We start from the raw sequence: 13,389 nt of genomic DNA, 5'->3' as shown, positions 1-13,389 counted from the left end.
ATTGACTGCCAGCTCCCTGGCTTGGGGCCTTCTGTTTACGCCCACAGTGGTATGGGCACAGAAAGTAAAGTCAGCTGCTTTCAGCTACCTGCCGGAGCAGTCTGATGACCGTTACAACCAGCGTGTAGCTCGCAAAACGCTGCCGTTGGCCAAAGGAGGCTTCCTTATTCTGGCGCATAAGTCGGCTACGGAGTATGCTGTAGAACGCTACGACAACGACCTCAAGCTGCAATGGACGGCCCCATTGCCTCTAACTACCGAACAGGCCATTGACGGGTTTGCCAGCAGCAATAGTCAGGCTGTCGTCGTGATTCATCAGAAAAACGGGGCTTCCCAGACACTTACGGCACAGGCCATCGACCTGAGCAACGGCCAGAAGGCGCCGCTAAAGAAGCTGATAGAAACCGGCATCCGCGACCGGCGCCCCGGCGTGGCTTTCTCCCCCGATGGCAGCAAGCTGGTTGCATGGCGCTACCTCACCCGCGACGTACAAATCAGGTCTATCAGCGCCAGCATCTATGATGAGAAGCTGACCAAAGTGAAAGACCGCGCTTACGATTTCAGTGACCAGGGGGCTTTCTTTTCCACTACCATCCACGTCGGCAACGACGGCACGCAGTACGTGACGCTGGTGAGCGACGAGATGAAGAAGCTCACTGTACGCCGCTACCTCAATACCAGCAATGATATCAAAGTAATGTCGGTGGCAGTTGGCGGTGTTTTCGGGGGCAAAGTCGTCAACGTGTTTGACTCCAGGTTTCTGCTACAGCCCGACAACACCCTCTACGCCGCCGCTATTTGCAACGAACGGGAAAGCGGACTCTACTATAGCCTGAAAGTGGTCAAGTTCGACTTCTCAGCCGAGGGCGATATGAAGTTTGCCCCGGAGTTCCGCTTCACTCCCGAGTACCTGGCCGAAACCAACAAAGCCAGCGCGACCAGCGCTAAGCGCTTGGAAGACGTGTATCTCACAGACCTGCTTGTTTCAGAGGAGAAGCAGTTGGTAGTGGTAGCGGAGAAGAAGTATGAGGAAGGCGGAGACGACTCGCCCGGCCATACCCGCGAACTGCACCTGTTTGGGTATAATGAGTTTCAGGCACCCAGTTGGCACAGCATTATCGCCAAAGACCAGGTAGCTCCCGCCACCGAGGGTTTCAGCAGCATTGGCTACCGCGCCGCCGTATTCGGGCAGGACATTCAGTTTGTAACCTGGGAAAAACTCAAGAACAAGTCCGATCTATATCTGCGCCGGGTAAACGCGCAGACGGGCGTGGTATCGGGGCCAAAAGGCTTGGGCCTGAACGTGGCCGCCGACCAGAACCCGTCCTACGTGAAGGATTTCACCGGCTGGCTTGATACCAAAACCCTCGTGGGCGTAAGCCGCCCCAGCAAAAAATCAGCGGCCCTCATGCTGAATAAGATTGTGGTGAAGTAAACCTCGGACTTAGCTGGCACTGTCATGCTGAGCTTGCGAAGGACCTTATCATGTTGGAGTTACCGTCGAACGACGCGTTCTACCGTACTAGGGTCCTTCGCAAGCTCAGCATGACAGTGCCAGCATACAAAAAGCCGCTCCTGTTTCCGGGAGCGGCTTTTTGTATGCTGGTATTTCAGTCAGTTTATGGAAAGATGCCTAGGGACTGATAGCTGACGCCGATTTTCTCGATGGCGCTGTAGAAGGCGGCCGTACGCAGGTCAGTGATGCCTGGTATGTCCTCCATCACCTTGCGGATGGACTGGTACGCGGTAATCATCGTATCCTCAAGGCCGGAGCGCACGAGGTCGATTTCGTCGGCGCCGTGTACGATCTGCTGGCGCTCTTCCGGCGTGATGGTTTTGCCGGTAGTGCGCTCGATGGTAGCTACCAAACGGCGCATAGCGCCTTCCTCAGCCCGCTTGCCCATGCGGCCAAAGCGCACGTTCGATAGGTTTTTCAGCCACTCGAAGTACGACACCGTCACGCCACCAGCATTCAGATACAGGTCGGGCAGAATGATGATCCCTTTCTCCAGCAGAATTTTTTCGGCGCCCTGCGTGGTGGGGCCGTTGGCTCCTTCGGCAATAATTTTGGCTTTAATATTGGCCGCATTGCCCTCGTGAATCTGGTTTTCCAAGGCGGCGGGCAGCAGCACGTCGCACTCGTACTCCAGCAAATCCAGCGACTCAGCCACATCCTGCGCACCTGCGAAGCCCATGATAGAGCCCGTTTCCTGGCGGTGCTTGAACACGGCCGCCACGTCGAGGCCCTTTTCACTGTAGATGCCGCCTTCCCGTTCTGCAATGCCAGTGATGAGGGCGCCTTCTTCCTGACAGAAATGCGCCGCGTAGTAGCCCACGTTGCCCAAGCCCTGCACGATGATGCGCTTACCCGCAATGCCGCTACTCAGGCCCGCTTTCTTCAGCATAGGCTCATCAAGTAGCAACTCGCGCAGACCATAGAATACGCCCAGGCCCGTGGCCTCGGTCCGGCCCCGGATACCGCCCTGCCCCACGGGCTTACCGGTCACGCAGCCCAGCGCGTTGGTGTCGCCGTACTTGAACGTCATATACGTATCGGCAATCCAGGCCATTTCGCGGCTGCCGGTACCATAATCTGGCGCCGGCACGTCCATGCCCGGGCCGATGAGATTTTTCTTGATCAGCTCACTGGCGTAGCGTCGCGTTACGCGCTCCAGAACGTTGACGGGCGTGGTGCGCGGGTTGATTTTCACGCCGCCTTTCGCGCCGCCGAAGGGCACGTCCACCAGGGCACACTTGAACGTCATCAGGGTTGCCAGGGCCATTACCTCCTCCTCATCCACATACACGCTGTACCGGATACCGCCCTTGCTGGGCAACTTGTGGTGGCTATGCTGCACCCGGATGCCTTCGAACACCTGCACGTGGCCGTCTACCTCCACCGGAAAGTTGACCTTATAAATACTGTTGCAGGCCCGGATCTGGGCGATAATGCCGGGGTCGAGCTTGGAGAAGCTGGCTGCGTGGTCGTAAAACCGCAGCACGCTCTCGTAAAAGTCCTTGCCCTGTACCTGTTCGTTGGCCATAGCTGGAGGGAGTTGAAGGTGGGAGATGTATCAGCAAACGGCGGCCCGGCCGTCGGCGTTGTGCCAAACTGCGTTTTTCAGGCCGCCAGAACGAGGTAGAGACGCGTATTTGCGTCTCGTCATTACTGATGTTGTTTATGCGAACGGCCCGAACGGCCCCAGCATCTCACACGCTAACCAAAGGCCAGAACGGCGCGGACGCCGAGACGCGAAGGGTCGCGTCTCTACATCGTTCGGGTAGTATCACCCAGATTCTTCCCTTTGGTCGGAATGACAACAGGCCAAAAACCCAGCAAGCCGCCCCCGAACCGGGAGCGGCTTGCTGTTTCCTGAGGTTCCCCGATTTCACGACCCGCAGAAAGCGCCTGCCAGCACCGTCCACAAAATCCGTGAAATCCGCGAAAAATCCGTGTTAATCAGTGGTCCTTAGTAGGTGTACTCGTTGGCGGCAATGAGGTGGTCGGCAATGCGACGACGGGCCTCCTTAGCGTTGTAGAGGTCGGCTTTGGTGAAGCGCTTCAGGCCCATGGCCAAGAGGCGCTGCTCGTCGCCCTCGGTCATGGTGGCGATGGCGTCTTTGCCGAACTTGTTCACCTGGTCCACAGTGTCGTAGAGGTACACGCGGGCAATATCGATTTGCGTCGAAACGGCCTCCTCGCCTTTGGTGGCGGCTTCCTTCTCTACGCGCAGCAACGTGCTTTCGGCGGTGTACACCTTGATGGCCATGTCGGCAATGTTCATCAGTACTTCCTGCTCTTTGGCGAGCGAGTTCATGTACTTCTGCACGGCCGTACCAGCTACCATCAGGATGGCCTTTTTCAGCTTGGCAATGGTCTTTTTCTCAGCAGCAAACAGGCCGGTTTCCTCTTCCAGATTGAAGTCCGGAATGGCCATCAGCTCCTGCTGCACGGCCTGGGCCGGACCCATCAGGTCCAGTTCGCCTTTCATGGCCTTCTTCAGGATCATGTCGACGGCCAGCATGCGGTTGATTTCGTTGGTACCCTCGAAGATGCGGTTGATGCGCGAATCCCGGTAGGCGCGGTCCATGGGGTAATCGGCCGAGAAGCCGTAGCCACCGTAGATCTGTACGCCTTCATCCACCACGTAGTCGAGCACTTCTGAGCCTTCCACTTTCAGAATGGCGCACTCCACAGCAAACTCGCGGGCAGCCCCCAGCAGGGCCTCGTTGTGGCTCTGGCCTTTGCTGAGCAGCTCCTGCTCCATGCGGAAGATGTCCATGCCGGCGCGGTAAATAGCCGATTCTACGGCGTAAATCCGCACGGCCTGCTGGGCCAGCTTGTACTTGATAGCGCCGAACTTGCTGATGGGCAGCTTGAACTGCACCCGCTCGTTGGCGTATTTCACGCTCAGCGTAGCGGCCATTTTGGTAGCACCCAGGCAAGCGGCAGCCAGCTTAATGCGGCCGATGTTCAGGATGTTGAAGGCAATGAGGTGGCCTTTGCCAATCTCGCCCAGCACCGCCGATTTCGGCACTTTCACGTCGGACAGGAACACCTGACGGGTCGAGGAACCCTTGATGCCCATCTTGTGCTCCTCGTTGCCGAGGCTCAGGCCGGGCGTTTCTTTCTCGATGATGAAGCCGGTGAACTTGTCACCATCCACCTGAGCAAACACGATGAATACGTCGGCGAAACCACCGTTCGTAATCCACATTTTCTGGCCGTTGAGCACGTAATGCTCGCCGTCCTCGGTGGGCATGGCTTTGGTTTTGGCACCCAGGGCGTCGGAACCGGAGCCAGGCTCGGTGAGGCAGTAGGCACCCATCAGCTCACCGTTGGTGAGGCCTGGCAGGTATTTAGCCTTCTGCTCCTCGTTACCGAAGTACAGAATAGGCAGCATGGCAATGCCCGTGTGGGCCGCGAAGGCCACCGGGAACGAGTGGCCACCACCCACACCCTCCGTCACGCGCAGCGACGTGGGGAAGTCCATGTCCAGTCCGCCATATTGCTCGGGTACGCTCACGCCGAACAGGCCCAGCTCGCCGGCCTTTTCCATCAGGCCGCGCATGAGGCCTTCCTCGTGGTTATCGAGGCGGTCCAGCAGCGGCGTCACCTCCTTCTCCACGAAGTCGAGAGCGGTCTGGTGCATCATGTTCTGCTCCTCCGAAAAATCGGCGGGCGTGAATACGTCCTGGGCGTCGGTTTCCTTGATGATAAACTCGCCGCCTTTCACAAGTTGGTTGGTTACTTCCATGACCGGGTGAGGGTTGATGTGGGAAAATTCGAAGTCAAAAAGAAGAGAAACTACTCGGCTTACCTACTATTTACCGGCAAGTAAGCCCCGTTGTTTTGTCGTACCGAAAGATACAAAAATTTGTTATGCTTGCCGACTAGTTCACGAAAAGAAAACCCCAGTTTGATGTGGGGTTTCTTTTTGCGGTTCGGCAGAACGTGTAGAGACGCAATATTTTGCGACTCCTAGTTGAACGAGTAGGCATGAGCCTATCGAACAACGTCAGCAACGACGAGACGCAAAATGTTGCGTCTCTACACCGTTCTGACCACGCAGCTTTGGCTTGTGCCGTGAGCGGCTGAGTTTTCCGTCCGAAGCTGGGCTTCGGGCCGCCCACGGCACAAGCTAAAGCATGTGCTACTTCAGCAGCTCGTAGATGCCGGCTACGCCCTGGCCGCCGCCTACGCAGGCGGTTACCATGCCGTATTTCTGGCCCCGGGCGCGCAGCTCGTGGAACAGCTGGATGCTGAGCTTGGCGCCGGAGCAGCCCAGCGGGTGGCCGAGGGCAATAGCGCCGCCGTTCACGTTCACTTTGCTCTGGTCCATGTCCAGCTCGCGCATTACGGCCAGGCTCTGGGAGGCGAAGGCCTCATTCAGCTCAAACAGGTCGATATCCTGAAGCTTCATGCCGGCCTGGCGCAGCGCCTTCGGCACGGCCTTGATGGGGCCCATGCCCATGATGCGCGGGTCGATGCCTTCGGTGGCGTAGGTCACCATGCGGGCAATCGGCTCCAGGTTCAGCTCCTTCACCATGCGCTCCGACATGACGATAACGAAGGCAGCACCATCCGAAGTCTGGGACGAGTTACCGGCCGTTACCGAGCCGTTGGCGGCAAACACCGGGCGCAGCTTGCCCAGCGCCTCCAGGGAGGTATCGGCGCGGGGGCCTTCGTCGGTGTCGACTACGAACGAGCGGTTTTTCTTTTTGCCAGTAGCCTGGTCGAGGTAGGTTTCCTCCACGGTTACGGGCACAATCTGCTCCTTGAACTTGCCTTCCTGAATGGCTTTGATGGCCTTCTGGTGCGAGTTGTAGGCGAACTGGTCCTGGTCTTCGCGGGTAATTTTATAATCCTGGGCTACGGCTTCGGCGGTGAGGCCCATGCCGAGGTAGTAGTCGGGGTGCTGCTGGGCGAGCTTGTAGTTGGGCACGGTTTTCCAGCCCACGGTGGGCACCAGACTCATGCTCTCGGTACCACCGGCCACGATGCAGTCGGCCATGCCGGCGGCAATTTTACCGGCGGCCATAGCAATGGTTTCCACGCCGGAGCCGCAGTAACGGTTCACAATGAGGCCCGACACGTTCATCGGCAAGGCCAGAAGCGAAATCAGGCGGCCCATCTGCAGGCCCTGCTCGGCCTCCGGTACGGCGTTGCCCACAATCACGTCGTCGATGCGGGTGGGGTCCAGCTGGGGCACCGAGGCCACCAGGTGCTTGATGACGTCGGCGGCGAGGTCATCGGGGCGGGTGAAGCGGAAACCGCCACGGTTGGCCTTGCCAACGGCCGTGCGGTAACCGGCTACGATATATGCGTTCATGGTTTCAAGTCTAAGAGAAGGTGGGGAAGTAGAGGTTGGCTAGCTCCCCTCCTTGGAAAGGAGGGGTTGGGGGTGGTTGATTGGTTGAACGATAGTTAGAGTTAGCTCTAGCATTGTTCTGGCGTCATTCAACCACCCCTAGCCCCTCCTTTCCAAGGAGGGGAACTAACTTCTAGCTCTAGTTTCTCAAGGGTTTGCCGGTCGTCAGAATCGACTGAATCCGCTCCAGCGTTTTCCGTTCGCCGGTGAGGCTGAGGAAGGCTTCGCGCTCCAGGTCCAGCAGGTACTGCTCCGATACTTCGGTGGGGCTGCTCAGGTCGCCGCCGCACATGATGTAAGCCAGCTTGTTGGCAATCTTCACGTCGTGGTCGGAGATGTAGCGGCCTTCCTTCATGGCGTGTACGCCGGTCAGGAACATGCCCAGGGCGCCTTTGCCCTGCACCTTGATGTTGGTTTTCTGCAGCGGCTGGGTGTAGCCATCCTCAGCCAGCTCAATGGCGGCGGCTTTGGCCTGGGCCAGTACGCGGTTGGAGTTCACCACCACTTCGTCGCCGCGGCGCAGGAAGCCCAGGTCGAAGGCTTCGTGGGCCGAGGTGGATACCTTGGCGGTGCTCACCGTCATGAAGGCGTTGCGCAGCAGGTTGTACTCCGGCTCGCCTTCCTCGTACTTGAGGGCGGTGCGCAAAGTCATTTCCTTGGTGCCGCCGCCGCCCGGAATCAGGCCCACGCCGAATTCCACGAGGCCCATGTAGGTTTCGGCCGCCGCTACCACCCGGTCGCAGTGCAGGTTCAGCTCGCAGCCGCCGCCCAGGGCCAGGCCGTGGGGCGCGCCCACCACCGGAATGCTGCTGTAGCGCATCCGCATCATGGCCTGCTGGAACTGGGCAATCATCAGGTTCAACTCGTCGTACTCCTGGTCCAACGCGAACATGTACACGAGGCCCAGGTTGGCACCGGCCGAGAAGTTCGGCGCGTCGTTGCCCACCACGAGGCCGCGGAAGTCCTTTTCGGCCAGCTCCACGCCTTTCAATAGGCCTTGGATGACGTCGGAACCCAGCGCGTTCATCTTCGAGTGGAACTCCACGTTCAGGATACCGTCGCCCATGTCGAGCACCGAGGCCCCGGCGTTTTTCCACAGCACTTTGCCCGTGGCGCGCAGGTTGTCCAGAATGATAAAGTTCTCCATGCCCGGAATGGCCTGGTAGCTCTTCGACTCGATGTCGTAAAACTGCTTCACGCCCGCTTCGCTCACTTTGTAGAAGGCGGTGTGGCCGGCAGCTACCATCTCCTCCACCCACGGCGCTACGGTTTTGCCTTCAGCCTTAGCCAGCTCCAGACCCTTCTGCACGCCCAAGGCATCCCAGGTTTCGAAGGGGCCCAGGTCCCAGCCGAAGCCGGCGCGCAGGGCGTCGTCAATCTTGTAGAGCGAGTCGGTGATTTCCGGAATCCGGTTGCTCACGTAGGCAAACAGGCCCGCGAAGGTCTTGCGGTAGAAGTCCCCGGCCTTGTCTTTGCCGGCGGCCAGCACCTTGAAGCGGTCCGCCAGCTTTTCAATCGGCTTGGTGGCTTCCAGGGTGGCAAATTTCACCTTGGCGCTGGGCTTGTATTCCAGCGTGTTTAGGTCGAGAGCCTGGATTTCCGACTTACCGCTGGCGCCCTTCACTTTCTTGTAGAAGCCCTGGGCGGTTTTGTCGCCCAGCCACTTGTTCTCGGCCATCTTCTTGATGAAGTCGGGCAGCTGGAACACGTGCTTGGCTTCGTCGTTGGGCAGGTTCTGGGCGAGGCCGTTGGCCACGTTGATCATCGTATCCAGACCCACCACGTCGGAGGTGCGGAACGTGGCCGACTTGGCGTGGCCGATAACCGGCCCGGTCAGCTTGTCCACTTCCTCCACCGTCAGGCCCAGCTCGCTCATCACCTGCACCACGTCCATGATGGCGAAAACGCCCACGCGGTTGGCAATGAAGGCGGGCGTATCCTTGGCCAGTACCGTGGTTTTGCCCAGGTACAGGTCGCCGTAATGCATCAGGAAATCCACCACCGACTTGTCGGTTTCCGGCGTCGGGATGATTTCGAGCAGCTTCAGGTATCGGGGCGGGTTGAAGAAGTGCGTGCCGCAGAAGTGCTTGCGGAAGTTGTCGGAACGACCTTCCGTCATCATGTGAATCGGAATGCCCGAGGTGTTCGAGGTGATGAGCGTACCGGGCTTGCGGTACTGCTCCACGCGCTCAAACAGGCTCTTTTTGATGTCGAGACGTTCCACTACCACCTCAATCGTCCAGTCGCAGCCGGCAATGTCCTTGAGGTTATCGTCGAAGTTGCCGGTCTTGATACGCGTGGCATCAGCCTTGCGGTACAGCGGCGACGGGTTGGCCGCCACGGCTGCCTGCAACGAGGCATTCACGATGCGGTTCTTCACGGCCGGGTTGTCCAGCTTCAGGCCTTTGGCCTCCTCGGCGGGCAGCAGTTCCTTGGGCGCAATGTCGAGCAGCAGCACCTGCACACCGATGTTGGCGAAGTGGCACGCAATGCGCGAGCCCATCACCCCGGAGCCCAATACGGCTACTTTTTTGATGGTACGGTTCATTCGTGGGGAGGAATGAGGTGGGAAAATGAGTTGTTAGTTGTCAGTTACCAGTTGTCAGCCGCAGGCTTGAACTAGTCGTCATGCCGAGTTTCTAAGCAAGCAAACTTCCATTCTTAGCCGGAAGCAAGCCCGTAAAAAAAGCTCCGCGCCGCCTAGCTAAGCCGGCGACTCGGAGCGCAAAGGTTTCGGTTTGAAGTCTTCGTACAGGGTTTTGCCTTCAATCATGCCCGTAATCTGGGCCACTACCTTAAAGAACACGTTCAGCTCGCTCTGCGGGATTTTGTCGCGCACCTTCAGGTTGAAGTGGCGCACCGTCTGGCGGGAAATTTCCTTGCCGCGCAGGCCTTCCTCAGTCAGGAAGATGCGCACCGAGCGTTTGTCCTGGGTGTCAGCTTGCTTATATATCAGGCCTTTCTCCTCCATGGAACGCAGAATGCGCGTCAGGGAGCGGGTTTCGAGGCCGAGCAATGGGGCTATCTTGGTAGCGGGCGTGCCGTTTTCCTGGTCGATGTTCAGCAGCACGAAGCCAATGCTCGTGGTGATGTCGTGCTTGGCGGCCTGCGTATTATACATACGCGAAATGGCGTGCCAGGCAACCTTGATGTTATAATCGACGGTTTCTTCGGGAGTCATGGGGAGGTACTGCAAGTCCGGTAAACATACAGAAAACTGTTATGCTTGCATACTAAGTTAGCCAAAAAAAGTTTTGGCATAGCTCCCCGCTTTCCGAAACGAAAAGCCCCACAACCGAGTGGATTGTGGGGCTTCTTGGATACTTACCGCCGTTCGTCACGGTTATAGAGACTTTCAATAAGGTCTTTGTTGTTTTCGGTAATAGCCTTGCGCTTGACCTTCATGGTGGGCGTCATCTCGCCGGTTTCCACGGTCCAGAGCTGCGGGAGCAGAGCTATTTTCTTGACCTGCTCCCACTGCGCGAAGCCGTTGTTGTACTTATGCACGAGGTCCTCGTACATCTTCACCACTTTCTCGTTTTTGACTAACTCCTCATTGGAGCAGTTGCAATCCACGCCGTTGCGCTTGCACCAGCCCTTGAGGTCGTCGAAGGAGGGAATGACGAGGGCCGACGGAAACTTCTGGCCGTCGCCGACCACCATGCACTGCTCTACCAGCGGCGACTCTTTCAGCTTGCCTTCCAGCACCTGCGGAGCAATGTATTTGCCGCCGGAGGTCTTGAACATCTCCTTCTTGCGGTCAGTAATTTTGAGGAATTTACCTTCTACCATCTCGCCGATGTCGCCGGTATGAAACCAACCTTCTTCGTCGAATTCCTTGGCTGTCAGCTCGGGCTTGTTGTAGTAGCCTTTCATCACCGACTCCGACTTGGTTAGAATCTCGCCGTCAGCAGCAATTTTTACCTCGGTGTTGTCGATGATAGGGCCCACGGTGCCAATCATGTTGTTTTCGGGCTCGTAGCCGCCGACTGCAATAACGGGAGAGGTTTCGGTAAGTCCGTAGCCTTCCATCACGCGAATGCCGGCCGACCAGAACACGCGGGCTAAGCGAGGCTGCAGGGCCCCGCCCCCACTCACAATACACCGCAGGTTGCCGCCAAGGGCCTCGCGCCACTTGTTGAAGATGAGCTTATTGGCCAGCTTGAGCTGCGTGTTATAGAAGAAGCCGTGGTCTTTCTGGTTGTCGTACTTCAGGCCCAGGTCCAGGGCCCAGAAAAACAGGTTCTTCTTAACGCCTTCCAGCGTGTGCCCTTTCGCGACAATCTTGTCGTAGACCTTTTCTAGCAGGCGCGGCACGGTAGTGAAGATTTCGGGCTTCACCTCGCGCAGGTTGTCGGCAATGGTTTCCATGCTCTCGGCGTAGTAGATGCTCACGCCGTTGATGAGGTACAGATGCGTTACCATCCGCTCGAAGATGTGGCAGAGCGGCAGGAAACTCAGGGCTTTATCATCCTTCGTGACGGGCACGAAGCGTTGGGAATTGCGGCAGTTGCTGAGCAGGTTATTATGCGTCAGCATGACGCCCTTGGGCTGGCCGGTGGTGCCGGAAGTGTAGATGAGCGTCAGCAGATCATCGGGCTGCACGGCGGCTTTCAGGGGCTCCAGGTCGGCAGGGTTGCCTTTTTTGCCCAGTTCCAGCAGTTCGGAGAAGTGCCGGGCACCTGGCACTTTATCGAAAGTAAAGACGTTGTCGGGCGGAATGTTCAGGCCCTGCGTGGCCTCGCGCACTTTATCCAGCAGCTTCGCATCAGCCACAAAAACGGCTTTCACCCCGGCATCGGCGAATATGTACTTGTAGTCTTCCACCGTGATGCTAGGGTACATGGGCACGCTGGTAGCACCTAGCTGCGCAATACCAAAATCGGCGAACATCCACTCAGGGCGGTTCATGGAGATGATGGCGACTTTGTCGTCTTTTCCAATTCCCAGATTGCGCAGACCAAGGCTTACCAGATTCACCTGCTCTACCACCGCATCGGTACTGATGGGGGTGTACTGGCCGTTGATTTTGGCCGCGAAGCAGTCTGGTTTGTTGTACTTCTGCTGCAGATTGGGCAGAATATCGAACGTACGGCGAATGTCCATAGAGTGAAAAGGCACTAAGGTGGGACTGGCGAATGAAGGTCAGTTTTGCGCTCCGGCCTGGCCTTACTACATAAGCCGAACAGGAAACGCCGCTTAAATAACTACTTTTTTCGTGGGAAAGCTCCTATTCGCCGCAGAAAGCCAATAGGGCCGTGGCAGGCTTTTGCGTAGCTTTGTCGGAGTCCGCATCTTCCGTGCCCGATGAATCTGGCCATTTTTTTTGATCCGCTCCACGAAGAGCTACCATCTGCTACTGCCGCCAGTGCCACTGCGTTGGCAACGTACATCTCCGCTTTCCTGGATATTTTTCCTGACTGGCGGGCGGCAGACATAGCGCTTATCGGGCTGGATGAGTGGCGCGGCAGTGCTGCGGGCGCGCCCGCTCTGCAGGGCGCCGATGAGGTACGCCTCCGCTTTTACCAGTTACAGAAAGGCACCGGCCCGGCCCGCATCGTTGACTTAGGCAACCTGCGGCCTGGCCTGACCCTGGATGACACCTATCAGCGGCTGCGCGAAATCGTGGCCATACTACTGGAACACAACACCGTGCCTATTCTGCTGGGCGGCTCCCACGACCTGGATTACGGGCAGTTTCTGGCTTACGAAACCCTTGACCGGCCCATCAGCTTTGCGGCCGTAGATGCGCGGGTGGACATGGCCGAGCAGGACTGTGCCGCGCCGGAAGAGAGCCATCTGCGGCGCATGCTCATGCACGAGCCCAGCTTCCTGTTCAATTTCGCGCAGTTGGCGCACCAGCAATATCTGGTGGCGCCGGACGTACTGGCGGCGCTGGAAAAGCTGCATTTCGAAACGTTGCGCGTGGGGCAGATTCGGGACGACATCCGGCAGTCGGAACCGCTGCTTCGCCAGGCTGATTTCGTGAGCTTTGATATTGCGGCGCTACGCTGGAACGACGCGCCCGGCTACTACCCGGCCAATCCGTTTGGGCTCACCAACGAAGAGGCCGCCAAGCTGGCCTGGTATGCCGGCTGCAACGACCAGCTCAGCTCCTTCGGCCTTTATGGGTATAGGCCCGACCATGATACGCACGGCCTGGCGGCGTCCGTCCTGGCCACGATGCTCTGGTATTTTGTGGAGGGCTACTACCACCGGCGCCGCGAAACCGACTTCCGGGGGCCCAACTTCATCCGCTACGCCGCCGGGTTACATGGCCCCCCCGAACTTATTTCTTTGGACGAGGACAAGGAAGACGGCCCCGACCGTATTGTGTTTTATAAGTCGCAGCAAACGGAGCGGTGGTGGATGGAAGTAGTGAACCTGACCGGTGAAGTGAAGCGTATTGTCCCGTGCAGCTACGAGGACTACTTCCATGCCTCTCAGGGTGACCTGCCCAACCGCTGGATTCTGACGCAGGCGCTGCTGGGTTGAGTGCTGAATTTTAGTTGATTGG

At 58.0% G+C, this 13,389-nt stretch carries 8 protein-coding genes; 2 read left to right on the top strand and 6 right to left on the bottom strand.

Going from position 1 to position 13,389, the window contains the following annotated elements; all coding sequences use genetic code 11:
• Position 1: 1 nt before the first annotated feature.
• Entirely contained in the window at positions 2 to 1,435 is a 1,434-nt protein-coding gene (locus IC231_RS02490) for a hypothetical protein (RefSeq protein ID WP_190783030.1), read from the top strand.
• 184 nt (positions 1,436 to 1,619) lie between these two features.
• Here IC231_RS02490 and IC231_RS02485 read toward each other — a convergent pair whose 3' ends face one another.
• The 6 genes from IC231_RS02485 to IC231_RS02460 all read right to left on the bottom strand — a co-directional run bounded on the left by IC231_RS02485 (position 1,620) and on the right by IC231_RS02460 (position 11,978).
• Positions 1,620 to 3,044, bottom strand: coding sequence for a Glu/Leu/Phe/Val family dehydrogenase (locus IC231_RS02485; protein WP_190783029.1), 1,425 nt, complete (start codon positions 3,042 to 3,044; stop codon positions 1,620 to 1,622).
• Positions 3,045 to 3,470: 426 nt separating this feature from the next.
• Positions 3,471 to 5,258 (bottom strand): acyl-CoA dehydrogenase family protein, encoded by a 1,788-nt coding sequence (locus IC231_RS02480; RefSeq protein WP_190783028.1) that lies wholly within the window; start codon positions 5,256 to 5,258, stop codon positions 3,471 to 3,473.
• Positions 5,259 to 5,654: 396 nt separating this feature from the next.
• The gene (locus tag IC231_RS02475; RefSeq protein WP_190783027.1) at positions 5,655 to 6,833 is read right to left on the bottom strand and encodes an acetyl-CoA C-acyltransferase; all 1,179 of its coding nucleotides are present in this window, start codon (positions 6,831 to 6,833) and stop codon (positions 5,655 to 5,657) included.
• 178 nt (positions 6,834 to 7,011) lie between these two features.
• Positions 7,012 to 9,420 (bottom strand): 3-hydroxyacyl-CoA dehydrogenase/enoyl-CoA hydratase family protein, encoded by a 2,409-nt coding sequence (locus IC231_RS02470; RefSeq protein ID WP_190783026.1) that lies wholly within the window; start codon positions 9,418 to 9,420, stop codon positions 7,012 to 7,014.
• 156 nt (positions 9,421 to 9,576) lie between these two features.
• Positions 9,577 to 10,053 (bottom strand): MarR family winged helix-turn-helix transcriptional regulator, encoded by a 477-nt coding sequence (locus tag IC231_RS02465; RefSeq protein WP_190783025.1) that lies wholly within the window; start codon positions 10,051 to 10,053, stop codon positions 9,577 to 9,579.
• Between the two features lie 143 nt (positions 10,054 to 10,196).
• Positions 10,197 to 11,978, bottom strand: coding sequence for an AMP-dependent synthetase/ligase (locus IC231_RS02460; protein ID WP_190783024.1), 1,782 nt, complete (start codon positions 11,976 to 11,978; stop codon positions 10,197 to 10,199).
• A gap of 201 nt (positions 11,979 to 12,179) precedes the next feature.
• Between IC231_RS02460 and IC231_RS02455 the strand changes: the two genes are divergently transcribed.
• Positions 12,180 to 13,367: a formimidoylglutamase gene (locus tag IC231_RS02455; RefSeq protein WP_190783023.1), complete on the top strand. Its 1,188-nt coding sequence runs from the start codon at positions 12,180 to 12,182 to the stop codon at positions 13,365 to 13,367.
• The last annotated feature ends 22 nt before the right edge of the window (positions 13,368 to 13,389 follow it).

This window comes from Hymenobacter duratus (assembly GCF_014698995.1).
In the GTDB taxonomy this organism is placed as follows: Bacteria; Bacteroidota; Bacteroidia; order Cytophagales; family Hymenobacteraceae; genus Hymenobacter; species Hymenobacter duratus.
The sequence above is the reverse complement of the archived record's forward strand: the minus strand, read 5'-3'. Positions and strand labels throughout refer to the sequence as shown.

Bases quoted from the DNA above. Each gene is read 5' to 3' on its own strand.
- IC231_RS02485 (WP_190783029.1), bottom strand. From the start codon at position 3,044: ATGGCCAACGAACAGGTACAGGGCAAGGACTTTTACGAGAGCGTGCTG.
- IC231_RS02480 (WP_190783028.1), bottom strand. From the start codon at position 5,258: ATGGAAGTAACCAACCAACTTGTGAAAGGCGGCGAGTTTATCATCAAG.
- IC231_RS02475 (WP_190783027.1), bottom strand. From the start codon at position 6,833: ATGAACGCATATATCGTAGCCGGTTACCGCACGGCCGTTGGCAAGGCC.
- IC231_RS02470 (WP_190783026.1), bottom strand. From the start codon at position 9,420: ATGAACCGTACCATCAAAAAAGTAGCCGTATTGGGCTCCGGGGTGATG.
- IC231_RS02465 (WP_190783025.1), bottom strand. From the start codon at position 10,053: ATGACTCCCGAAGAAACCGTCGATTATAACATCAAGGTTGCCTGGCAC.
- IC231_RS02460 (WP_190783024.1), bottom strand. From the start codon at position 11,978: ATGGACATTCGCCGTACGTTCGATATTCTGCCCAATCTGCAGCAGAAG.
- IC231_RS02455 (WP_190783023.1), top strand. From the start codon at position 12,180: ATGAATCTGGCCATTTTTTTTGATCCGCTCCACGAAGAGCTACCATCT.